The 22,483-nt window shown below is 72.1% G+C and carries 22 protein-coding genes; 18 read left to right on the top strand and 4 right to left on the bottom strand.

The window, feature by feature from the left end:
- The first annotated feature begins 374 nt into the window (after positions 1-374).
- Positions 375-977 carry a DUF1707 SHOCT-like domain-containing protein gene (locus GFH49_RS32920; protein ID WP_268867534.1) on the top strand — a complete coding sequence of 201 codons (603 nt, stop codon included), beginning with the start codon at positions 375-377 and terminating at the stop codon, positions 975-977.
- A 345-nt stretch (positions 978-1,322) separates the two neighbouring features.
- On the opposite strand, the gene GFH49_RS32915 is transcribed toward GFH49_RS32920, so the two are convergent.
- The 4 genes from GFH49_RS32915 to GFH49_RS32900 form a co-directional block, all read right to left on the bottom strand.
- Entirely contained in the window at positions 1,323-2,522 is a 1,200-nt protein-coding gene (locus tag GFH49_RS32915) for an ABC transporter substrate-binding protein (RefSeq protein WP_155059706.1), read from the bottom strand.
- Positions 2,523-2,560: 38 nt separating this feature from the next.
- Complete coding sequence (locus GFH49_RS32910; protein ID WP_155059705.1) at positions 2,561-5,098, bottom strand: ATP-binding cassette domain-containing protein; 2,538 nt, start codon at positions 5,096-5,098, stop codon at positions 2,561-2,563.
- A gap of 12 nt (positions 5,099-5,110) precedes the next feature.
- Positions 5,111-5,980 carry a branched-chain amino acid ABC transporter permease gene (locus GFH49_RS32905; RefSeq protein ID WP_155059704.1) on the bottom strand — a complete coding sequence of 290 codons (870 nt, stop codon included), beginning with the start codon at positions 5,978-5,980 and terminating at the stop codon, positions 5,111-5,113.
- Between the two features lie 345 nt (positions 5,981-6,325).
- A complete protein-coding gene (locus GFH49_RS32900) occupies positions 6,326-7,399 on the bottom strand; it encodes an NAD(P)-dependent alcohol dehydrogenase (protein ID WP_155059703.1) in 1,074 nt (357 codons plus the stop codon).
- A gap of 59 nt (positions 7,400-7,458) precedes the next feature.
- Here GFH49_RS32900 and GFH49_RS32895 point away from each other — a divergent pair, with 59 nt between their 5' ends.
- The 17 genes from GFH49_RS32895 to GFH49_RS32815 all read left to right on the top strand — a co-directional run bounded on the left by GFH49_RS32895 (position 7,459) and on the right by GFH49_RS32815 (position 22,482).
- On the top strand, positions 7,459-8,253 hold the full coding sequence (locus GFH49_RS32895; protein WP_155059702.1) for an SDR family NAD(P)-dependent oxidoreductase: 795 nt from the start codon (positions 7,459-7,461) through the stop codon (positions 8,251-8,253).
- Between the two features lie 122 nt (positions 8,254-8,375).
- The gene (locus tag GFH49_RS32890) at positions 8,376-9,515 is read left to right on the top strand and encodes an acyl-CoA dehydrogenase family protein (RefSeq protein WP_155059701.1); all 1,140 of its coding nucleotides are present in this window, start codon (positions 8,376-8,378) and stop codon (positions 9,513-9,515) included.
- A 57-nt stretch (positions 9,516-9,572) separates the two neighbouring features.
- Positions 9,573-10,361 (top strand): enoyl-CoA hydratase/isomerase family protein, encoded by a 789-nt coding sequence (locus GFH49_RS32885; RefSeq protein ID WP_155059700.1) that lies wholly within the window; start codon positions 9,573-9,575, stop codon positions 10,359-10,361.
- Positions 10,346-10,693, top strand: a complete 348-nt coding sequence (locus tag GFH49_RS32880; protein WP_155059699.1) for a Zn-ribbon domain-containing OB-fold protein — start codon at positions 10,346-10,348, stop codon at positions 10,691-10,693. Before GFH49_RS32885 ends, GFH49_RS32880 begins: the two co-directional genes overlap by 16 nt.
- On the top strand, positions 10,690-11,838 hold the full coding sequence (locus tag GFH49_RS32875) for a thiolase family protein (RefSeq protein WP_155059698.1): 1,149 nt from the start codon (positions 10,690-10,692) through the stop codon (positions 11,836-11,838). The genes GFH49_RS32880 and GFH49_RS32875 overlap by 4 nt, the downstream gene beginning before the upstream one ends.
- 10 nt (positions 11,839-11,848) lie before the next feature.
- Positions 11,849-13,060, top strand: coding sequence for an acyl-CoA dehydrogenase family protein (locus GFH49_RS32870; RefSeq protein ID WP_155059697.1), 1,212 nt, complete (start codon positions 11,849-11,851; stop codon positions 13,058-13,060).
- A complete protein-coding gene (locus GFH49_RS32865; RefSeq protein WP_155059696.1) occupies positions 13,057-14,028 on the top strand; it encodes a phosphotransferase family protein in 972 nt (323 codons plus the stop codon). Before GFH49_RS32870 ends, GFH49_RS32865 begins: the two co-directional genes overlap by 4 nt.
- A gap of 12 nt (positions 14,029-14,040) precedes the next feature.
- Positions 14,041-15,255: an acyl-CoA dehydrogenase family protein gene (locus tag GFH49_RS32860; protein ID WP_155059695.1), complete on the top strand. Its 1,215-nt coding sequence runs from the start codon at positions 14,041-14,043 to the stop codon at positions 15,253-15,255.
- Positions 15,252-16,028 carry an SDR family oxidoreductase gene (locus GFH49_RS32855; protein ID WP_155059694.1) on the top strand — a complete coding sequence of 259 codons (777 nt, stop codon included), beginning with the start codon at positions 15,252-15,254 and terminating at the stop codon, positions 16,026-16,028. The genes GFH49_RS32860 and GFH49_RS32855 overlap by 4 nt, the downstream gene beginning before the upstream one ends.
- The gene (locus tag GFH49_RS32850) at positions 16,025-16,801 is read left to right on the top strand and encodes an SDR family NAD(P)-dependent oxidoreductase (protein WP_155059693.1); all 777 of its coding nucleotides are present in this window, start codon (positions 16,025-16,027) and stop codon (positions 16,799-16,801) included. Before GFH49_RS32855 ends, GFH49_RS32850 begins: the two co-directional genes overlap by 4 nt.
- On the top strand, positions 16,798-17,610 hold the full coding sequence (locus GFH49_RS32845) for an enoyl-CoA hydratase-related protein (RefSeq protein WP_155059692.1): 813 nt from the start codon (positions 16,798-16,800) through the stop codon (positions 17,608-17,610). The genes GFH49_RS32850 and GFH49_RS32845 overlap by 4 nt, the downstream gene beginning before the upstream one ends.
- A gap of 400 nt (positions 17,611-18,010) precedes the next feature.
- Positions 18,011-18,637 (top strand): TetR/AcrR family transcriptional regulator, encoded by a 627-nt coding sequence (locus GFH49_RS32840; RefSeq protein WP_155059691.1) that lies wholly within the window; start codon positions 18,011-18,013, stop codon positions 18,635-18,637.
- A 138-nt stretch (positions 18,638-18,775) separates the two neighbouring features.
- Positions 18,776-19,126, top strand: coding sequence for a nuclear transport factor 2-like protein (locus tag GFH49_RS32835; protein WP_155059690.1), 351 nt, complete (start codon positions 18,776-18,778; stop codon positions 19,124-19,126).
- Positions 19,123-19,506 carry a nuclear transport factor 2 family protein gene (locus GFH49_RS32830; RefSeq protein WP_155059689.1) on the top strand — a complete coding sequence of 128 codons (384 nt, stop codon included), beginning with the start codon at positions 19,123-19,125 and terminating at the stop codon, positions 19,504-19,506. Before GFH49_RS32835 ends, GFH49_RS32830 begins: the two co-directional genes overlap by 4 nt.
- 9 nt (positions 19,507-19,515) lie before the next feature.
- Positions 19,516-19,836 carry an EthD family reductase gene (locus GFH49_RS32825; protein ID WP_155059688.1) on the top strand — a complete coding sequence of 107 codons (321 nt, stop codon included), beginning with the start codon at positions 19,516-19,518 and terminating at the stop codon, positions 19,834-19,836.
- 64 nt (positions 19,837-19,900) lie between these two features.
- Positions 19,901-21,433 (top strand): class I adenylate-forming enzyme family protein, encoded by a 1,533-nt coding sequence (locus GFH49_RS32820; RefSeq protein ID WP_155059687.1) that lies wholly within the window; start codon positions 19,901-19,903, stop codon positions 21,431-21,433.
- Positions 21,430-22,482, top strand: a complete 1,053-nt coding sequence (locus tag GFH49_RS32815) for an MBL fold metallo-hydrolase (protein WP_155059686.1) — start codon at positions 21,430-21,432, stop codon at positions 22,480-22,482. Before GFH49_RS32820 ends, GFH49_RS32815 begins: the two co-directional genes overlap by 4 nt.
- Position 22,483: the final 1 nt, after the last annotated feature.

The raw sequence follows: 22,483 nt of genomic DNA, 5'->3' as shown, positions 1-22,483 counted from the left end.
CCGGCCATTGCGCTCCGGGTCGCGAACGGTGTCAATGGCTGGTTAACCGTTCGCTTAAGTCACCGGCACCGCGTCAGACGGTCCTCCGAACCGTCCGTCCCCGCGCCGCACTGGTGGCCGGTTCGGATAGCCGGGAGATGGGGTCCTGACAGGATCCATGTCGCGATATAGCGTTGGTCTTCTACTCGCGCCGCCGCCTGCGTCGCGCGGGAGACGTTCGACAGGACCAGGACGGATGGATGTCGGGAGAGATGTCGCCCACCGGGAAGCACTCCGGCCCCGGAACCGGCCCCGGAACCGGCCCCGGAACGGGCCCCGGAACGGGCCCCGGAACGGGCCCCGGAACGGGCCCCGGAACCGGCTCGTCGCCCCAGCTGCGAGCCTCTCACGCGGACCGGGACCGCGCGGTGGATGTGCTGCGGATCGCGGCGGGGGACGGCCGGTTGACCGCGGACGAGCTGGACGAGCGCCTGGAAGCCGCCCTGTCGGCGCGGACCGTCGGTGAACTGACCGTGCTCACCGCGGACCTGCCGCCCGTATCGGCCATGGCCGGCGCGACCGGGGTAGAGGCCAAGGACGTGGTCCGGATCGAGCAGGCCCACAGCAGCGCGGTCGAGCGCGTGGGGCGCTGGGTGGTGCCGCGGAGGCTGGAACTCGCGGTGCACTGGTGTGCCGTGACACTCGACTTCACTGAGGCCGTGATCACGCAGGACACCCTGCTGATCGATGTGGCCATGGCGGGGAAGACCCTGACACTGGTCACGAGGCCGGGCGTCGTGGTCGATGTGGACGGTCTGCAGCTGGTACACAGCAGGGTCAAGTACCGTCAGCCCGCTGCGAATCCTGACCGGCCCGTCACGCTGCGAGTGGAACTGGTCGGTAAGAAGGCCTTCGGCCGCGTGGTGGTGCGGCCCGCGCGCCGGACGCTCGGACAGCGGCTGCTGCGCAGGCCCGCGTCCCCTTCTGCCGGCGACTGACCGCGGTATCGCGAGATCCCAGCAGGGGAGTGGCCGGGCGGTCGGGCCCGTGCGGGCGGCGGAGCCGAGCTGTCCCACACCACCAGTTCCGGCGAGTACGAACTGCGCACCGGCGTCGCGCGGTTCGCCCCCAGAGCGTCGGCTCCGGGGCGCGGGCTCGGCGGTTGCCACGGCAAGCGCGGCTGGGTGTGAGCGTGGAGTTCTACGTCCAGCACGGCCCCGTCACCCCCGTCACCCCCGTCACCCCCGTCACCCCCGTCACCCCCGTCACCCCCGTCACCCTCTTCGGCCTCGGCCAGTGTGATCCGGGGGCGGGACGTCCGCCCGCCCCCGGTATCGATCGGCTCAGTCCCGGGCCGGCGGTGTGTAGAAGTCGCCGACAGACGTCCAGACGCCGTTCTCCACGACCACTCGCTGCACGCTGCGGGTGCCCAGATGGTTGCTCGCGCTGAAGCTCATGACCGGGGACACCCCCGGGTCCACCTTGGACGCCTTCTCGTACGCCGCGGTGATCGACTGGGAGGTGACGGGCCCCTTGATGGTCTTCGCGATCTCGGCGAACACCTTCGCGTTGCTCCAGCCCCACAGCGCGAGGAAGCCGGCGGTCTCATCCGGCTCGTACTCGGCCATCGCCGTCCGGAACTCCTTCACCGCGGGGTCGGAGTCCGAGGGCGCCTTGACCAGCTGTACGGCCTTGAGGCCCTCGGCGGCGTCCTTGGCCAGGGAGACCGTCGACTCGGCGGCCACGGGTGCGTAGGCGTAGGTGGGCAGGTCGAGCCCCTGGAGCTTGGCCTCCTTGACGAAGGCGGCCGCCTCGGGAGAGGTGAGGATCAGGATCACCGCCTGGGTGTCGGCCGCCTTCACCTTGCTGATGACCGGGGTGTAGTCGGTGGTCTGGTACTTGACCGACACCCGGTCCACCTCGACCGAGGGATCCAGTTTCTTCGCGACGGGCTCCACCTGCTCGGCCACGTTCACGAACGCGGCCGGGTCACTGTGCACGACCGTGATCTTCTTCGCGCCGTCCTGCACCGCCCAGGCGGCGATCGCCGCGGCCTGGTCCTCGTAGAGCGTCTGGGTGCCGAACAGCCCCGGGCGCGGCGGCTCGAACCAGGACTCGCTGCCGCCCACCTCGTTGAGGACCGGGACCTTGGACTGATCGAGGACGAACGGGAAGGCCGCCTCCGCCTGGGAGGTGCCGTTGGCGTTCACGATGGCCACGACGTCGTCCTGGCCGACGAGTTCGCGTGCGATCTGGACGGTCTGCTGCGGGTCTCCCGCGTTGTCCTTGACGGTCCAGCGGACCTTGCGGCCGTTGATGCCTCCAGACGCGTTGAGCATCTTGAAGTACGCGTCCGCGCCCGCCTTCTGGGGCCCGCCGTACGCGGCGGTGGAGCCGGTGAGGGGAAGCCACGCGCCGATGTGGATCTCCGACCCGTCACCTCCGCCGGCTCCCGCGGAGTCCTCGTCGGCACACGCGTTGGCCGTCAGCGCGATCACGGCCAGGACGGCCGTCGCTCCCGCGGCGCGGCGGAATCTTCTCATTATCCGGAACACGGTCCACCTCGTTCACAACGGGATTGTCACTTCACTGGGGAGGTCCGGGCGTCGGCCGGCACGGCCGTGGTGGCCGCATCCAGGCCGCCGCTGAAGTACGCCGCTTCCGCCAGAGCCGCGAACTGAGGGTCGTCCGGCCGGCCGTGGGCGGCGATGCCGCCCTCGTGCAGCACGACGACCTCGTGGCAGACGGACAGGGCACGGCTGAGCAGTTGTTCGAGCAGGACGACCGTCAGGCCGTCGTGGGCGAGCCGGGCCAGCCGGTCGTACACCTCGTCGACCAGGGCGGGGGCGAGCCCGAGCGCCGGTTCGTCGACGATCAGGACGTCCGGCCGGACGATGAGAGCCCGGGCGATGGCGAGCATCTGCTGCTCGCCGCCGGACAGCCCGGCGGCCGAGGCGGACATCCGGTCGCGCAGCCGCGGCGGCAGCCACTCGACGGTGTCCTCCAGCCGTTCGCGCAGTGACGCGCCGGTGATGCCCGCCGCGTACGCCGCCACTTCGAGGTTCTCGCGCAGTGTCAACGTCTTGAACAGGGCCCGTCCCTCGGGCGCCAGGCTGGTGCGGACGGCTCCGCCCGTCTCCCTGGCGCCCCGGGCCGGCTTGAGTGAGCCGTGCAGGATGCCGCCCAGCGTGCTCTTGCCCGCTCCGTTGGCCCCGGCGATGCCCAGCACGACCCCTTGGCGGATGTCGAGGTCGATGTCGCGCAGGGCGACCACACCGCCGTAGGTGTGGCCGATCCCGCGCAGGCGGATCATGCTCCGCTCGCCCACCCGCTCGGGCGGCCGGGTCCTGCCGTCGACCGTTCCCAGGTACGACGACCGGACCGCCGGATCCTGCAGAACGGTGTCCGGAGCGCCCTCGCCGATCGTGCGGCCGAAGTCGAAGGCGATCACCCGGTGGGCGACGGCGAAGAGGTCGTCGAGGACGTGGTCGATGACCACCACGGCGGTACCGTTGGCGTGCAGCCTCCTGATCTGCTGTGCCAGCAGCGCCCGTTCGCCCGTGTCGAGGCCGCCGAACGGCTCGTCCAGGATCATGAGCTTCGGTTCCCCGGCCATCGCGCGGGCCAGGTCGAGACGCTTCTGGAGGCCGAACGGCAGCTCATCGGGGCGGCGGTCGGCCACGTCCGCGAGACCGACGGAGCGCAGCAGCCGTGCGACGGCCTGCCGGTCACGGGCGGTGATCAGGCGACGGGTGCACAACACGTTCTCCGCGACGGTGAGTTCGGAGAAGACCTCCGCGTGCTGGAAGGTGCGGCCGATGCCCAGCCGCCGCCGCGCGGTCGCCCTGGCCTTGAGCAGGGGCCGGCCGGTGAAGTCGGCGCTCCCGTTCACCCGGCCGTTGCCGGTCAGTCCCGACAGCGCGTTCAACAGCGTCGTCTTTCCCGCTCCGTTGGGCCCGATGACGGCCAGGATCTCGTTCTGCCGCAGGGACAGCGAGGCATCCTCCAGGGCTTTGAGTCCGCCGTACGACACCGATACGTGCTCCAGCCGGAGCAGGACGGGGGTGTCAGCGCCGGTCTCAGCCGCGGCCCGGAGCGGCGACGGGTCCGCCGGCTCGTCGACAACCGCCGGGACGTGGCCCTCCGGCCGCCGCGGCACGCGCCGCAGGATGCTGCGCCCGAGCTTGGCGAGGAACGGCACGGCTCCCCCGGGGAGGAAGAGGAGCACCGCGATCAGTACGAGGCCCTGCACGACCGGCTGGGGCAGCCCGACGGCGGACGAGAGCGAGGGGTTCCAGGTCAGATAGGCGCCGCCGGCCACGGCGCCGATGAGCGTGCCGACCCCGCCGAGCACACAGGCCGCGATCAGCGAGATGCCGAAGGCCAGCGAGAACGGCTCAGGGCTCACGAACCCGGTGAGCAGACCGAGCAGCACCCCCGCGAAGCAGGTGCAGGCCGCGCTCACCGCGAACGACAGCGCGGACTGGGCCTCCGGCGCGATGCCGATCGTACGGGCCGCGAGCGGATGCGACTTGGCGGCCACCAGGCGCATCCGCAGCCCGGAGGCGGCGGCCGGCACGGCCAGTGCGAGCACCACGGCGGCGGCCCCGACCGCGAGGTACTGGGCGTTGGTGCCGCCGCCCAGAAGAGTGCCCAGGCCGAGGGCGCTGCGCAGCTGGATCACCGGCACTCCCTGGTCGCCGCCGGTCACGCTGCTCCAGCGGTTGACCACTTCCAGGGTCACCGTCGTGAACGCCAGGGTCAGCAGGGCGATGTAGAGCACCGAGAACCTGGCTCCCGCATACCCGATGAAGCCGCCCAGGACGGCGCCGGTGGCGACGGCACCGAGGACCACCGCCTCCAGGGGCCAGTCGTGGGCGCTGCCGTAGGCGGTGAAGTAGGCGCCGATGGCGAAGAACGCGGGGTGGCCCACCGACCAGATGCCGGACCAGCCGGCGAGCAGGCCGACCGACAGCACGACGATCGTGTACACGGCTGCGAGCCCCACCGAGTACATCTGGTACGCGGGGATGGCGCCGCCGGCCATGAACGCCATGAGCACCGCGCCGGCCGCCGGGCCCAGAGCCGCCTTCGCCAGGAGGGAACGGTTGAAGACCATGGATGCGACCCCTCAGACCCGTTGGAAGGTGCGGGTGCCGAACATGCCCTGCGGACGGATCAGCAGGACCAGCACGGTGAACGAGAACACGAACGTGTCCCGGAAGCTGGCGGAGACGTAGTTCGCCGCCAGGTTGTCCAGGACACCGATGGTCAGCCCGCCCAGGACGGCGCCGTACATGCTGGTCAGACCACCGAGGAAGATCCCGGCGAAGGCCCGGAACAGCGGTGCGACCAGTGCGGTGGGCACCAGTCCGGAGCGCGGGGCGTACAGACAGGCTGCGAGCGCGGCGAGACCGAGGCCGAGCGCCCAGGAGATCCTGGCCAGGCGCTGCGAGCTCAGCCCGATCACCCGGGCGGTGTCCGCCGACTCGGCTGCGGCGCGCATCGCGGAGCCGAGCGTGGTGCGTGCGAACAGATAGCCGACCAGCGCCATCGCCACCGCGGCGACCGCGATCGTCACCAGGCTCTGGACCGGCAGCGCGGCGCCCGACCAGCGCACGGTCCCGTCGACCAGGTTGGGGAAGGCCTTCGGCTGGTCGCCCCAGATCGATCCGGCGACGCTCTCGGCGATCAGGGACACGCCCATGGTCACGACGAGCGCGGAGAAGAGCTGCCCCTGCCCCAGTGGCCGGATCACCGTCTCGCGTACCAGCATGCCCGCCGCCACGGTGATCGCGATCGCGGCGAGGACGCCCACCACCGTGGCCACCCCGCGGTCGTGGAGTGAGACCGCAACATACAGCCCCAGGGTCGCGAGCGACGCCATCGCGAAGTTCACGACGTCCGTGGCCCGGTAAATGATCACCAGCCCGAGGCCCATGAGGCCGTACACCGCTCCGCTGGCCACCCCGCTGACCAGGACAAGCAGGAACTGACTCACTGTCCCTCCCCAGTGGAGGAGCGCGATCGAGCCACGTGTGTGAGAAGCATGACCACCTCACGAACCGTTGAGGTAAAGTGAACTCAATTCAGTAAGCTAGGCACTCCGGAGCCGGGCGGGCAAGCCTCGTGCACCGGATTTCGCGCCGAGCAGCCGACCCGACCCTCCGAGCCGGGCGGCCGACCCGACCCTCCGTCCTCGGCGGTCGGCCCGACCCTCCGTCCTCGGCGGCCGACCCGACCCTCCGTCCTCGGCGGCCGACCCGACCCTCCGTCCTCGGCGGTCGGCCCGAGCCTCCGTCCCGAGCAGTCGGCACGCGGCGCGGCGGTAGGGGTTCCGGCCGGATCAGTCGGGGACCAGGACCACCCGTCCCCGTGCCTCGCCGGAGCGGAGCCTGGTGATCGCCTCCGCCGCGTCCGACAGCGCGAACTGCTCCACGTCCACCCGCAAGGCGCCGTTGAGCGCCAGCGCGACGACGGCTTCCAGTTCGGGCAAGGTCCCCCAGAAGGGCAGGGAGATCCGCGTTCCAGGAGGGAGCGCGCCGGGCTTGCGGACCGCCAGTTCCCCACCGCCGCTGCCCACCACGGACAGCTCCCCGCCCGCTCGCAGCACGGCCACCGCCAGCTCCATGCTGGACCGGCTGCCGACGAAGTCGAGCACGGCGTCCGCCCCGACGCCGCCGGTCCGGTCCCGCAGGACCGCCGCGGTGTCGGGGCGCAGGAGCGTACCGAAGTGCGCGCCGCACGCGTCGGCCAGGGCGAGCGCCTCCTGCCGTACGTCCACGGCGAGCACCCGCACGGCCGTGACGGCGCGCAGGATCTGGACCGCCAGGTGCCCCAGCCCGCCGACGCCGAGCACGACCACGCTCGCCTCCGCGTCGGCGGCGAGCGCCCCCCGGACCGCGGCCACGGCGTGGTGAGCGGTCAGCCCGGCGTCGGACAGAGGTGCTGCCTGGACCGCGGTCAGGTCGCCCGCCGGCACCAGCAGTCGCCCGGACGGCACGAGCAGCAGATCGGCCATTCCACCGTCACGCCCGAGCCCCGCCCCGGTTCCGCGGCGGTCCGCGTCCAGGGCCGTGCGCCGGTCGCAGTAGTTCTCCGCCCCGGCCGCGCAGCGTGCACACCTCCCGCACCCCCAAGGGCCGTACACGATCACGCGCTCTCCGACCGCGGGGCCCGTGGCCCGTGGACCGCGCTGCGCCACCCGTCCCGCGACCTCGTGCCCGAGGGTGAACGGAAGCCGGTAGGGGAGGTCGCCCGCCCGGGCGTCGATGACGTGGAGGTCCGAGCGGCAGAGGCCGGCCGCCTCCACCCGGATCAGGACCTCTTCGCCCGTGGGAGTGGGCGGGGGCACCTCGGTGAGGTCCGGTGGACCGCCCCAGCGGGTGAGCCGGACCGCTCTCGTTCCGCCTGTTGACATACCTGGGACATTAACAAAAATGAAGTCAGTTCAGTCAATGGGTGAGGCGGTGACCGCGCATGGGCGGTGGGCACACGGGACGCTTCGACGGACGGGTCGCGCTCGTCACCGGCGCGGGATCCGGTATCGGCGCGGCGGTCGCCCGGCGACTCGCCGCGGACGGCGCCGAGGTGTTCCTCGCGGACGTGGACGGCCCGGCGTCCGAGGCCGTCGCGAAGGAGCTGGCGCGAGCGCAGCCGCTCACCGTCGACGTCGCCGAACCCGCGCAGGTCGAGCAGGCCTTCGCCGACGTCGTACGGCGGCACGGGCGGCTCGACGTGGTGGTGCACGCCGCCGGGGTCGACGACCCCACGGCCAAGGAGTGGATCGCCGAGGCCCTGGTCGCGGACCGGCCACCGGAGGTGACGGCGCGGCTCGACGACAGCGCCTGGGAGCGGGTCGTGCGGGTCAACCTCGACGGCACCTTCCATGTGCTGCGCGCGGCTCTCCGGGTCATGGCGCCGCGCCGGTCCGGAGCCGTCGTCACCATCGGTTCCTCGTCGGCCTTCGACACTCAGGCCGGCTATCCGCACTACGCGGCCTCGAAGGCGGGCGCGCACGCGCTGAGCCAGTCCGTCGCCAAGGAGGCGATCGCGTTCGGTGTCCGCGTCAACACCGTGGCACCGGGGCCCACCGAGACCGGCATGGCCGCCAGGACCCCCGCGGCGCTGCGCCGTGGCTTCGCCGATCCGCGGGTACGCCCGTACGCCACACCGGAGGAGATCGCCGACATCGCCCTGTTCCTGGCGAGCGACCAGGCCGCGAACCTCGTCGGCGCGGTCCTCCTGGCCAACGGTGGACGCTTCACGGTCTAGCTCTGAGCTGCCCCGCCTGCGCCCCGGCGCCCGGCCCGCACGCTCGCCGCACCGACCGCCGCTGCGCCCGCGCTCCGCGCGGACGACGGGGCAACTGAGAACCGGCCCTAGGGAGGCTTGGAATGTTCCGGCTCGATGCCGACCCGGCGCTGCTGCTGGACAGCGAAGAACGACGCCAACTACGCCAGATCCTGCGGCAGTTGCTCACGGAGACCTGCGGGCCGGAGGAGGTGCGGAAACAGACGGAGAGCCCGCGCGGTCACGACCGGGTGCTGTGGGAGCGGCTCGCGGGCGAGATCGGCGTGCACGGGCTCGCCGTGCCCGAGGAGTACGGTGGCGCCGGTTGCACCTTCACCGAACTCGCCGTGGCCCTGGAGGAGACCGGGCGCGTGCTGAGCCCGGTGCCGCTGCTGTCCACCGTCGTCCTCGCCGGACAGGCCCTGCTCGGCAGCGGCGACCGGCGGGCCTGCGCGCGCTGGCTGCCCCCACTCGCCTCCGGCGCGCTCACGGCCACCGTGGCCGGATTCCTGCACCCGGCAGGCCTGACGGCCGAGCGGGGCCCCGGCGGATGGGTGTTGCGCGGGGAGGCCGATTTCGTGCCCGACGGGGAGGGGGCCGATCTCCTGCTGGTGCGCGCCCGAACGGCGGACGGGGAGCGGTTGTTCGGCTGCGAGCCGGACGGCGCGACCTGCGACCGGACACCGCGCCGGGTCCTCGACGCCACGCGCCGTCAGGCACTCGTCCGCTTCCGGGGGGCGCCGGCCGAACCGGTCGGCGAGCCCGGACAGGCGTCGGGCATCGCCGAATCCGTCGTCGACGCGGGACGGGTGGCGCTCGCCGCCGAGCATGTCGGCGGCAGCGCGCACGCCCTGGACGCCGTGCTCGACTACGCGTCGCAACGAACCCAGTTCGGCCGGGCCATCGGCTCGTTCCAGGCGGTCAAGCACCGGCTGGCCGACCTGCTCGTCGAGATCGAGGGCGCCCGGTCGGCGTCGGCGTACGCGAGCGCCTGTGTCTCCTCGCGGGCGGCCGGGGTGCCGGTGGCGGCGAGTGCGGCGGCGGTGGCCTGCACGGGTGCGTACCGGCTGGCCACCGCCGAATACGTCCAGCTCCACGGCGGGATCGGCTTCACCTGGGAGCATCCCGCCCATCTCTATGTACGCCGTGCGCGGGGCGACGAGGCCCTGTTCGGCACCGCCGACGACCACCGGTTGCGCCTGGCCGGACTGCTCGGCCTGGCCGCCGGTCCCACGGACCATTGACACGGGCCGTTGCCGCCCCCAGAATCGTACTGAATTCAGTTCAGGTTGGAGGAGCTCATGGCAGTCGAAGACGAGATCCAGTTCGAGCGGGACGGGCATGTGGCGCGGGTCTGGCTCAACCGGCCGCACAAGAAGAACTGCGTGACCGTGCCCATCCTGGACCGGCTCGACGAGATCATCTCCGAGGTCGACGCGGACCCGGAGCTGCGCGTGCTGATCCTGCGCGGGCGCGGCAACACCTTCTGTTCCGGCTTCGACCTGGACAGCCTCCAGGCCGACTTCGTCGGACGGTCCAACGCCATCGACGTCGCCGTGAAGTCGGCGAAGGTCTGTGACCGGCTGTACTCGATGAAGACCCCGTCGATCGCCGTACTCGAAGGCCACGTCACCGCGGGCGGCTTCGAGCTGATGATCTCCTGCGACTTCGCGATCGCCGCGGACGACGCCCTGATCGGCGACTTCCACATCCGCCGTGCGCTGTTCGGCGGAGCGGGCCCCATCTACCGGGTGCCGCGGATGATCGGTGTCCGCAAGACCAAGGAACTCATGCTCACCGGCAAACTGCTCACCGGAGTCGAGGCCGCCGAGTTCGGCCTCATCAATTCCTCGGCGCCCGCGGACAAGCTGGACGCGACGGTCGAGGAGTTCGCCGGACAGCTCACCGACAAGAGCCCGTTCACGATGTGGATCACGAAGATGACCATCGACCGGAGCCTCGACGCCGACACCCAGTCCCTGATGGTCATGGAGCACCTCGCGGTCGGCGTGATGCTCAACTCCGAGGACGCGGCGGAGGGCGTGGCGGCGTTCCTGGAGAAGCGGGAGCCGCAGTGGAAGGGGCGCTGAGCGGCTCCCGGTGCGCCGACTGCGCGGTGGCTGCCTACCCGGCCGAGCCGGTGTGCCCGCGCTGCGGGGGCCCGGCCGAGCCGGTCGCCCTCTCGGCGACGGGCACGCTGTGGACGTGGACCGTCCAGCGGTACGCGCCCAAGTCGCCGCCGTACGCCGTCCCCGGCACCGGCTTCGAGCCGTTCGCCGTCGGATACGTCGAACTGCCCGAGGGAGTCAGGGTGCTGGCCGCGCTCGACATACCTCCCGAGCGGATCACGATCGGTATGCCGCTGCGGGTCACGGCAGCCGGCGGCGTCCCCAGGGCCGCCGCGTCGGGAGTCACCGTATGACCGCCGATGAGGTACTGGTCTGCGGCGCCGGGATCACGTCCTTCGCCCGTACGGAGGCGACCGGCCGGCAGCTCGCCGAGCAGGCCGTCCGCGCGGCCCTCGCCGACGCCGGGCTGCCCTGGTCACGGGTCCGGGCGGCGTACGGCGGCAGCGACGCGGCCGGGAACGCCGACACGCTGGTGGCCGAACTCGGCCTGACCGGCGTGCCGTTCGTCAACGTGCGCAATGGGTGCGCGACCGGCGGCAGTGCGCTGGTCTCGGCCGTGAACGCCATCCGCTCGGGCGCGGCCGACGTGGCCCTCGCCGTCGGCTTCGACAAGCATCCGCGTGGCGCCTTCGACCCACGGCCGGCCGACTGGGGGCTCGACGAGGCCTACGGCCGCGACGGGCTCATGGTGACCACCCAGTTCTTCGCCATGAAGATCCAGCGGTACATGCACGACCACGGCATCAGCGCCCGCACCCTCGCGCTGGTCGCGCAGAAGGCGTACGCCAACGGAAGCCTCACCCCGCACGCCTGGCGCCGGGGGCCGCTCGACGCGGCCGAGATCCTGGCGTCCGACATGGTCAACGACCCACTGACCAGATACATGTTCTGCTCACCCGGCCAGGGGGCGGTCGCCCTGATCCTTTGCAACCGGACGGTCGCGCGTGACCTGGGCGGCAGCCCGATCGCGTTGCGGGCGGCCGTCGTACGGACCAGGAGGTTCGGTTCCTTCGAGGTGTTCAGCCCGTGGGCACCGCCCGGCACTCCCGCCAGTGTCAGCACCGACGCGGCACAACTGGCCTTCGAGCAGGCGGGACTGGGGCCGGGGGACATCGACGTGTGCCAGCTCCAGGACACCGAGAGCGGCGCCGAGGTGATGCACCTGGCCGAGTGCGGGTTCTGCGAGCACGGCGAGCAGGAGCGGCTGCTGGCCTCCGGCTCCACCGCGATCGGCGGAGCGCTGCCGGTCAACACCGACGGCGGCTGCATCGCCAACGGCGAGCCCATCGGTGCCTCCGGGCTGCGCCAAGTCCACGAGATCGTCCAGCAGTTGCGGGGGAGAGCGGGCGAACGGCAGGTGCCGGGCGGCCCGGCGGCCGGCTTCACCCAGGTGTACGGAGCACCGGGCGTCAGCGCCTGCACCGTACTGACTCGCTGAAGGGAGGACCATGAGCGGCATCCCGGACCCTGAGGAGTTCCGCGCCGAGGCCCGGCGCTGGCTGAGCGGCGTCGCGAAAGCCCGCCCCACGCGCCGGGCATGGGGCAGCGGCGACGACTCGGTGGCCGTCTTCGAGAACCGGACCGAGGCACAGGAGCGCGAGCACACCGACCGGACACGGGAGTGGGAACGCACCCGCCACGACCAGGGGTGGGGCGCGCTCGGCTGGCCGAAGGAGTACGGGGGGCGCGAACTGCCCGCCTACTACGAACAGTTGTACCGGGAGGAGGAAGCCGCCTTCGACGTGCCCCGGCGCACCGAGATCTTCCCCGTCACCCAGCAACTCGTGGCTCCCGCGATCCGCGTCTGGGGCACCGAGGAGCAGAAGCGGCGCTGGCTGCGCCCCATGCTCCGTACCGACGAACTCGCCTGCCAGCTCTTCTCCGAGACGGAGGCGGGCTCCGACCTCGCGGCCGTCCGCACCCGGGCGGTACGGGACGGGGCGGGCTGGGTGCTCAGCGGCCACAAGATCTGGACGTCCGGCGCCGGCGTCGCCACCTGGGGCGTCACCGTCTGCCGTACCGACCCGGACGTGCCCAAGCACGCGGGCATCACGGTCTTCCTGGTGCGGATGGACGCACCCGGCGTGACCGTGCGCCCCATCCGCCAGATGACCGGCGGCTCCAGCTTCAACGAGGTCCACCTGGACGAGGTGTTCGTGCCGGACACCGACCGGCTCGGCCCCGTCGGCGAGGGCTGGCGGGTCACCCTCACCGTGCTGGCCGCCGAGCGTCTCGACTCCGGCGGGCTCGGCCTGGACAACGCCGACCGCGCACTGGACCTCGCCCGGCACCTGCCCCGGCCGCTCACCGGCGGAGAACGGCAGCAGGCCGCCGGCCTTTACGTGCGCGCCCTCGTCCAGCGGCTCATCGGCCTCCGCGTCACCGCCGCACTCGTCGCCGGTCGCGAACCGGGAGCCGAGGCGTCGGTCGGCAAGCTCCACGCCACCGCCACCATGCGCGCCACCACCGACCTCGTCCAGCAACTGCTGGGGCCTCGCCTCGCCGCCGACACGGGGGAGTGGGGCACCTTCGCCTGGACCGAGCACCTGCTCGGCGCCCCCGGCTACCGCATCGCCGGCGGCAGCGACGAGATCCAGCGCAACATCCTGGCCGAACGTGTGCTGGGGCTGCCCAAGGAGCCGAAGGGAGCCGGGCGTTGACCACCGCGACCGAGGTGACCGAACTCGCCGGACGGGTCCGCGCACGCCTGGCCGGCCGGCATCCGGGCGAGCCCTTCGGTGACCTGCGCACCCTGCCCGGCGGCCACTCGGGACTCACCTACACCATCGCCTCGGCGACGGCCCGGTACGTCGTGAAGGCGGTGCCACCCGGACAGCGCCCCATCGGCCGCAACGACGTGCTCCGCCAGGCCCGGATGCTGCGCCTGCTCGCCGGATCGGCCGTGCCCGTCCCCCGGGTCGCCGCCGTCGACGAGCAGACACCGGCCTGGTTCGCCATGGAGTTCGTGGACGGCGAGGCGATCGAGCCGGTCCTCGACGAGCACCGGCTCGATCCCGGGCTGTGCCGGAGTCGCATGCTGGCCGTGGCCGACGTGCTACGAGACCTGCACGACACGAGGACAGAGGCGTCCGAGCCCCCGCTGGACCCGGCGAGCGAGCTGGAGCGGTGGACCCGCACCATGCGCGCCGTTCCGGTCGAACTGCGGCCCGGGTCCGAGGAGTTGCTGGACGCGCTGGCTTCCCGGGTCCCGGCGCGCATCCCGCCCGTGCTGACCCACGGCGACTTCCGCCTCGCCAACGTGCTGTGCCGGGGCGAGCGGCCGGTCGCCGTCGTCGACTGGGAGATCTGGGCCGTCGGCGATCCCCGTATCGACCTCACCTGGTTCCTTCTCTTCGCCGACCACGGCAACTTCCCCCGGCTCGGGCGGACCGTGCCCGGCCTGCCCGGCGAGGAGGAACTGCTCGCCGCCTACCTCGACGGCCGCCCCGAACCCCCCGCCCTCGACTGGTTCCGCGCTCTGGCACGCACGAAGATGGCCGCGATCATGGGCCACAACCTGCGCAGGCACCGCGAGGGCAAACACCACGACCCCGACCAGGAGCGCCTGCCGCCGACGATCGCGGAAATGATCCGCACCGCGCGCGGCATCGTCGCCCCCATGCCCTGAAGGAGCGCCGGCATGGATTTCGGACTCACCCCGAAGGCCGAAGAACTCCGCGACCGCATGGCCGCGTTCATGGACGAGTACGTCCTGCCCGCCGAAGCCGTCTACGACCGGCAGCTCGCCGAGGGCGATAACCCCCATCGACTCCCGCCGGTCATGCGGGAGTTGAAGGAGAAGGCGCGCGCCGAAGGCCTCTGGAACCTCTTCCTCGCGCACGGCGACTGGGGCGCCGGCCTCACCAACCTCGAATACGCGCCGCTCGCCGAGCTGGCCGGACGGTCGGTGATCGGGCCCGAGGTGTTCAACTGCTCCGCACCCGACACCGGCAACATGGAGCTGCTCGCGCTCTTCGGCACGCCCGAGCAGCAGGACCTCTGGTTGCGGCCCCTGCTGGCGGCCGAGATCCGCTCGTGCTTCGCGATGACGGAACCGGAGGTCGCCAGCTCCGACGCGCGGAACATCCGCACGCGGATCGTCCGTGACGGTGACCAGTACGTGGTCAACGGCCGCAAGTGGTACACCTCCGGCATCCTCGACCCCGACTGCCGGCTGATCATCCTGATGGGCGTCACCGACCCGGACGCGCCGACGTACCGGCAGCAGAGCATGCTGCTGATCCCACGGGACACGCCCGGCATCACGATCCTGCGCGATCTGCCGATGTTCGGCTACACCGACCGCTGCGGCCACGGCGACGTGCTCTTCGAGGACGTACGGGTGCCGGCGTCGGCGCTCCTGGGCGGCGAGGGGGAGGGATTCGCCCTGGCTCAGGGGCGGCTGGGACCCGGGCGCATGCACTACGCCATGCGGGCCGTCGGATTCGCCGAACGCGCACTGGAGTTGATGTGCCGCCGGACCCTGACCCGTACCGCCTTCGGCGGCCCGCTCGCGGAACAGGGCGTCGTCCGCGAGTGGATCGCGCGCAGCCGCATCGAGATCGAGCAACTACGGCTCCTGGTCCTCAAGTCGGCCTGGCTGATGGACACACAGGGCAACGCGGCGGCGCGCACCGAGGTCGCCGCCATCAAGGTGGCCGCCCTGGAGGTCGCCCACCGAGCGGTCGACCGGGCCGTCCAGGCGCATGGCGCGGCAGGGGTCAGCGACGACACCGTACTGGCGCGGCTGTACGCCATCACCCGGGCGCTCAGGATCGCGGACGGGCCCGACGAGGTGCATCTGCGCACGGTCGCACGGCGTGAACTGGCCAAGTACCCGGAGGAGTCGGCGTGAACGAGCAGGCACTGAGCGGCCGGGTCGCGGTCATCACCGGCGGTTCCCGGGGAATCGGCCTCGGGATCGCCAAGGCGTACCGCGAGGCGGGCGCCCATGTGGTGATCGCCGCCCGGAAGCCGGACGGACTGGCCGCGGCGCGCGAGGAGTTGCTGCGGGCCAAAGGGGACGGCGAGGTCCACGAGGTGGTCGCCAACGCCGGCGAACCCGACGACGCCCGGCGGTGCGTCGAGGAGGCGATGTCCCGCCTCGGCCGTCTCGACGTCCTGGTCAACAACGCGGCCACCAACCCGTACATGGGCGACCTGCTCGACCTCGACCTGCCGCGCGCGGAGAAGACGGTACGAGTCAACCAGTACGGCATGGTCGCCTGGACCCGCTGCGCCTGGCGGGCGTGGATGGAGGAGCGCGGGGGAGCGGTCGTCAATATCGCCTCCGTCGGCGGACTGATCGTCGACCCGCACATCGGCTGGTACAACGCGACCAAGGCGGCCATGCTGCACATGACCCGGCAACTCGCTTACGAACTCGGGCCGAAGGCACGGGTGAACGCGATCGCGCCCGGACTGATCAAGACCGAGCTGGCCCGTGCCGTCTGGGAGCCCAGGGAGCCGATCCTGACCGCGAAGCTGCCGCTGCGCAGGCTGGGGACGGTGGCGGACGTGGCGCATGCGGCCGTCTTCCTGGCGTCCGAGGCCTCGTCCTGGATGACGGGGCAGACGCTGGTCCTGGACGGCGGGGCGACCACGCTGCCGATCGGAGTGGAGGGATGACCGCCGTCGTGCGCCCGGCACCGGAGCTGTTCTCACTGCGCGGGCGGACCGCCGTGGTCACCGGGGCGTCGTCCGGGCTCGGGGCCCGGTTCGCCGTGGTGCTCGCCTCGGCCGGCGCCGTCGTCTTCGCCGCCGCCCGGCGACTGGAGAAGCTGAAGGAACTGGCCGACGACGATCCGCGCATCCGCCCCGTCGTGTGCGACGTCTCGCGAGCGGAGGACCGGGTACGGCTGATGGAGACGGCGCTCGACGAGACCGGCCGCCTCGACGTGCTCGTCAACAACGCGGGCGCCTCCGGGGCCGTACGGGCCGAGGAAGAGAGCGCCGAGGACTTCGCCGGTGTCCTGGCCGTGAACCTGGTGGCACCCTTCCATCTCGCGCGGCTGCTGGCCGAGGCGCCGGAGTCCGGTCAGACGCGATCGGTGGTGAACGTCGCGTCCGTCCTCGGGCTGGTCTCCGCAGCCCCGCTGGGTGGTGCGGCCTACACGGCGTCCAAGGCCGGTCTCATCGGCCTGACCCGTGAACTGGCCGGGCAGTGGGGAAGCTCGGGTGTGCGGGTCAACGCGCTCGCCCCCGGCTGGTTCCCCTCGGAGATGACCGACGGGCTGTTCGCCGACGAGCGCTCCCGGCGCTGGGTCGAACGGGGCACGATGCTGGGGCGCGGCGGTGAGCAGCAGGAGCTGGACGGGGCACTGCTCTACCTGGCCTCCGACGCGTCCTCCTACTGCACCGGGCAGGTGCTCACCGTGGACGGCGGGTGGACGGCGCGATGAGGGTCACGGTCGAGGTCGACGGGGACGGGCTGGCACGGGTCGAGATGTGCCGCGGGTCGGGCAACGCGATCGACCTGGCGACGGCCCGGGAGATGCTGGACGCCGTCCGGGAGTGCGAGACGGCGCGGGCGGTGCTGCTCACCGGGCGCGGGCGGTCCTTCTGCGTGGGCGGTGACCTGAAGGAGTTCGCCGCGCTGTCCGGGGAGCGCCTGACAGGGCATCTCACCGATGTCACCGACGCGCTCCACGAGGCGCTGCGGATCCTCACCGCGCTGGACGCTCCCCTGGTGGTCGCCGCGCAGGGGGCCGTCGCGGGGGCGGGGCTGGGGCTCGTGACGGCGGCGGACGTGAGCCTCGCGGCGACCGACGCCTCCTTCACGGCCGCGTACACCGCGATCGGGTACACCCCGGACGCGGGCGTCAGCTGGTCGCTGCCCCGGCTCGTCGGGCCACGGCGGGCCCTGGACCTGCTGTTGACCAACCGGAGGGTCCCGGCCGCCGAGGCGCTGGAGATAGGGCTGGTGAGCCGGATCGTCGCGCCCGAGCGGCTGCGTACGGAGGCCGTCGAGACGGCGAGGGCGCTGGCGCGCGGAGCCACCGGCGCCTACGGGGTGACGCGGCGCCTCGTCCGCGGGGCACTCTCCGCCGCACTGGACGAACACCTCGACACGGAGGCCCGCCACCTGGCCGCCGCCGCGGCGTCCCCGCAGGGCCGGGAAGGCGTGACGGCATTCCTCGCCGGGCGTCGGCCCGACTTCACACGACCCGAGTCCGCACGACCCGAGTCCGCACGACCCGAGTCCGCATGACCCGAGTCTGCGGGGTCCGAGTCCGCGGGGTCCGATGGCGTGGGGTCCGGGTCTGTGGGGTCTGGGTTGGCGGGGTCCGATGGCGTGGGGTCCGGGTCTGTGGGGTCTGGGTTGGCGGGGTCCGATGGCGTGGGGTCCGGGTCTGTGGGGTCTGGGTTGGCGGGGTCCGATGGCGTGGGGTCCGGGTCTGTGGGGTCTGGGTTGGCGGGGTCCGATGGCGAGGGGCCCGGGTCCGCGCGGCCCGGGTCCGCGCCGGCCGGGCCTTCGCCGCGAGGGTTCGCGAGGCCGGACGGGGTGCGCGGAATCCTGCCGATCTCCGATTCGAGCCCGACCTGAATTTGGGTCTACTCTCGGACGACCGGACGGTGATCGGAGCCGCCGTGGAGCAGAGGGAGAGGCGATGGCAAGGGCGCGGATCGTGGATCCGGAGGAGGGGCCCAGGTCGAAGCGCGGCGCGATCCTCGTGGCGGCCGTGGAGCGGTTCGGCGGGGACGGCTACGAGAACACGAAGTGGTCGGAGGTTGCTGACCGGGTCGGTATCGGGCAGACCGCGCTGTACCACTACTTCGAGTCCAAGGCGCACTGTCTGCTCACCATCATGCGCCTGGAACTCCAGCGCTCCCACGACCAGTTCGTCGAGGCCACGACCGGGGAGACGGAACCGGTGGAGGAACTGCGCGCGGCGGTCCGCAGCGCCTTCGCGGTCACCGAGCAGGAGATCCGCCAGATGCGCATCCTGCAGGCCAACATGTCCCTGCTGGCCAACCCGCGGAAGTCCGAGCGCGAGGAGACGGAGCGCGTCGCGGCCCGCCAGCTGGTCCAGATGGTCGAGCGGGACTGGACGAACCTGCTGATGCGCGGCATGGCGAAGGGCGCCTTCCCGGTCCGTGACACGCACACCCTCGGTCTCGCCGTGCTCGGCATGATCGTCAGTGTCTGGCGCTGGTACCGGCCGACCGGAGCGATTCCCCTGTCGGAGATCAGCGAGATGATCGAGGGGTGCGTGGTGCGGATGGTCGCGGAGTAATAGCCCTCGGCCCCGGCGCGGACCGGCCCCGGCGCACGCCCGCCCCGCCTCTTGTCGGCGGCGGAGCGGCGGGCGTACAGTCAAATTGAACTGAACTCAGGTTGTTTTATGGCAGACGCTGAGGGAGAACGATCCGCAATGGTGCTGCGCGAGTACATGGCCAGAATGGACGGCCAGGACCCGGAGAAGGCCCTCGAACTCCTGGAACCCGGCTTCCGGTTCCTCATCGCCCTCCCCGGCGGCCAACGGACCGGCACGTCCCGCGAGGACTTCGCCGCGTACATCGCCGGGCGCGACGCCGTGGACCGTACGCATGAGATCGTGCGGTACACGGTCGACGGCGACGTCGAGACGGCGTACGGCTTCGTCGTCGACCAGGGCGTGACCACCGGCGCCTTCCTCTCCGCCGTACAGGTCTCACCGGCCGGACTGATGGCGCGCTACCAGTCGTTCTTCACCCCCGACTTCGATCTCGTGGACCGGCCGTGAGCGCGCCGTCCACGTCCGCCGCGCCGTTCCTGACCACCTGGTTCGCCATCCTGGACAGCGACGACGCGGACCGGATCCTCGACCTGATCAGCGACGACTTCACCTTCTCCATCCTGTTCTCCACCGGGGGCGACGCAGGCACCGACTTCCACGGTGGCCGGGCCGAGATGGAGGGCTACCTGGCGCAGCGGGAGGTGGGCGTGCGCACCCACCACCCGCTCTGCGCGAGCACGGTCGGCCGGGACGAGCTGTACCTCGGCGAGGTGCGGAGATCGGGCGTGCCGGAGGCGAGCTTCGTGGCCTCGGCCCGGCTGGACGGCGAGGGCAGAGTGAGGCGCCTGCTGATCGGGCGTTCACCGGCGGTCCTGTTCACCACCTGAGGAGGCGTGATGTACAACCTCGTCCTGCTGGCCGCCCGGCCGCCCGAGTGGACCCATGAGCGGTTCATCGACTGGTGGCGCGGCGAGCACGCCGAGCTCACCCGTCGGCTGCCCGGGCTCCGCGCCTGGCGCCACACCGACATCGACGAGGCTCTCGAACCGCGCTCGGAGGGCTGGGACGGCGTCTCCGTCCTGAGCTTCGACACCGCCGAGGACCTGCGCAAGGCGCTGCGGAGCCCGGAGTGGGCGGCGGCCGTCGCCCAGGTCGGCGACATGCGCGGACGCCGGATCGCCGTCATGGGCGGTGAGGCGGAGATGTACGCCGGCTGAGCAGGCCGGGCCGAGGACCCGGCCCGGCGTGAGCCACCCCCTTCGCGACGAGGCGAGGAACCGGATGCGACAGACAGTGCGGGAGTTCTACGACCGGGCCGAACAGGCCGACTTCACAGCCGTCATCGACGACCACGGACACCACTCCGCACGCGGCCTCCTGCGGAGCGCGACCGAACTGGCGGACGAGATGACCCCCGACGGCACGCCGGGCGGCACCGTGCTCCTCCAGGCCGACAACTCGTGGCGCACGGTCGCCGCGACACTCGCCGTGGGGCTGACCGGCGGTGTCCTGGCCCTGGTCAACCGGCACACCACTCGGGCCGAGTTCGCCGCCGCCGTGGCGGACATCCGGCCCGACGTCCTGGTCGCCGACCCGGCCGCGCTCGATGAGTGGGACGGCGGCCGGGCCCGGCCGGACGCGCGCACGGCCGAGGCCCTCGACGGCTGGTCGGTGCGTGCCGCCCGCGGCCCGCGCGATGTCTCCCGCTGGTCCGGCGGCACGCTCATCGGCCTCACCTCGGGCTCCACCGGACGCCCCAAGGGCGTCGTCCAGTCCGAGAGCGCGCTGCGGTACGCGTGTTCCTGCACCATCGACGTCAACGGCCTGCGCGACGGGGACGCGGTGGCCGCAGTCGTGCCGCTCTCCTCCACGGCCGCCTACTGCTTCGGCACCTGTCTGTCGCTCATGCTGGGCGGACCGCTCGTCCTGGCCGGTCGATGGGACCAGCGGGCGGCGCTCGAACGGATGGCCGCCCACGACGTGCGGTGGACCATGTGCGTGCCGACCATGGCCCTCCAGATGGGCTCTGCCGCGGCAGGTTCGAAGGTCCTCGACGGGGTCCGTTCGATCACCGTCGGCGGCGGCCCCATGGACCGAGGAGCGCTCGCCCGCGCCGAACGCTCCCTGGGCACGACGATCCTGCGGGTCTTCGGCATGTCCGAGTGTCTCGGACACACCTCGCCCCGCCCCGACGACCCCGAGGACATCCGCCTCGGCCGCGACGGACGGCCCTTCCCCGGCACCGACCTCAGGGCCGTCGCCGCCGACGGCACGGTCCTGGGGCCGGGTGCGACAGGCCGCGCGCAGGTCCGCGGACCGTCCCTCTTCCTCGGCTACGCCCGCGACGGCAAGGTCGAGCCGCCGGACCTCACCCCGGACGGCTTCTTCCCCACCGGTGATCTGCTGGTGACCGGCGCGGACGGGACGGTCACCGTCATGGGCCGGGAGAAGGACGTCATCATCCGCGGCGGACGCAACCTCGACATCACCGAGATCGAGCGCGCCGTCGCCGCCCATCCCTCGGTGGCCCGCGCCTGCGTGGCCCCCGTGCCCGACCCGCTCCTCGGCGAACGCGCCGCCGTGCTCGTCGTGGTGGAGGAAGGCAGCGCGGAACTCGGCCTCGACGAGCTCACCGCGCATCTCGCCGGCACCGGCCTGTCCAAGACCAAGTGGCCCGAATTCGCCTTCACCGTCAGCGAGCTGCCCCAGACCACCGTGGGTAAGCTCGACCGGTCGGGAGCCCGCAGGCTCGCCCGCGACCTGCACGAGGGGCTCTCCGCACCGCCCGAACGACACCGGCAAGGAGATGCATGACCACCCCCTCGACCCGCACCCCCCGTTTCGACCACGGCGGTTGGGCACAGGGCGGACCCGAGACCGTACGGCCCGGCGTCCACCGCATTCCGCTCCCGCTGCCGGAGGACGGGCTGCGGGCCGTCAACGTCTACGCGCTGGAGGGGCTGACGGAGGGGCTGGTGCTGATCGACGGGGGCTGGTCGATCCCCGAGTCGCGCAAGGCACTTGAGGACGCCCTGACCGAACTCGGCCACGATCTCGGCGAGATCAGTCACATCCTGGTCACCCATATCCATCGCGACCACTACACTCAGGCCGTCGAGCTGCGCAGACTGCTGGGCTCCCGGGTCTACCTCGGTGCGGGCGAGCGGCGCGGTCTGGAGCTGCTGGGGGAGCTGCGGACGGACCAGCCGACCGGTTCGCTCCAGACGCTGCGCCGGGCCGGCGCCCACGACCTCGCCGAGCGGGTCGCCGCGCTGGACCACGGCAGTTTCGACCCCGGTGTCTGGGAGGCCCCCGACCGCTGGCTGGAGGCGGAGGAACTCCGCTTCGGTGACACCCGCCTGACGGTCGTTCCGACGCCCGGCCACACCCAGGGGCATGTGGTCTACCTCGACCAGGCGCGGGGACTGCTGTTCGCCGGCGACCACGTCCTGCCCCACATCACCCCGTCCATCGGCTTCGAACTCGGGTCTCCCGCCCTGCCGTTGGGCGACTACCTCGACTCACTGCGTCTGATGACCACCCTCGGCGACGCCCGGCTGCTGCCGGCGCACGGCCCGGTCGGCGACAGCGTGCACACCCGGGTCGCGGAGCTGCTCGCCCATCACGACGACCGGCTCACCGAGACGCTGGCCGCCCTCGACGGCCGTACCCGCACCGCGTACGAGGTGGCGGGGGACCTGGGCTGGACCCGGCGCAGGGTGCCCTTCGCGGACCTCAACGCCTTCAACCAGATGCTCGCCGTCAACGAGACCGCGGCCCACCTCGACGTGCTGGCAGCGCAAGGGCACGTCCGATGTACGCGAACCGATGACGTCAACTCGTATGCGGCTGCGACTGGTTGAG

The organism is Streptomyces blattellae (assembly GCF_009709555.1).
In the GTDB taxonomy this organism is placed as follows: Bacteria; Actinomycetota; Actinomycetes; order Streptomycetales; family Streptomycetaceae; genus Streptomyces; species Streptomyces blattellae.
The sequence above is the reverse complement of the archived record's forward strand: the minus strand, read 5'-3'. Positions and strand labels throughout refer to the sequence as shown.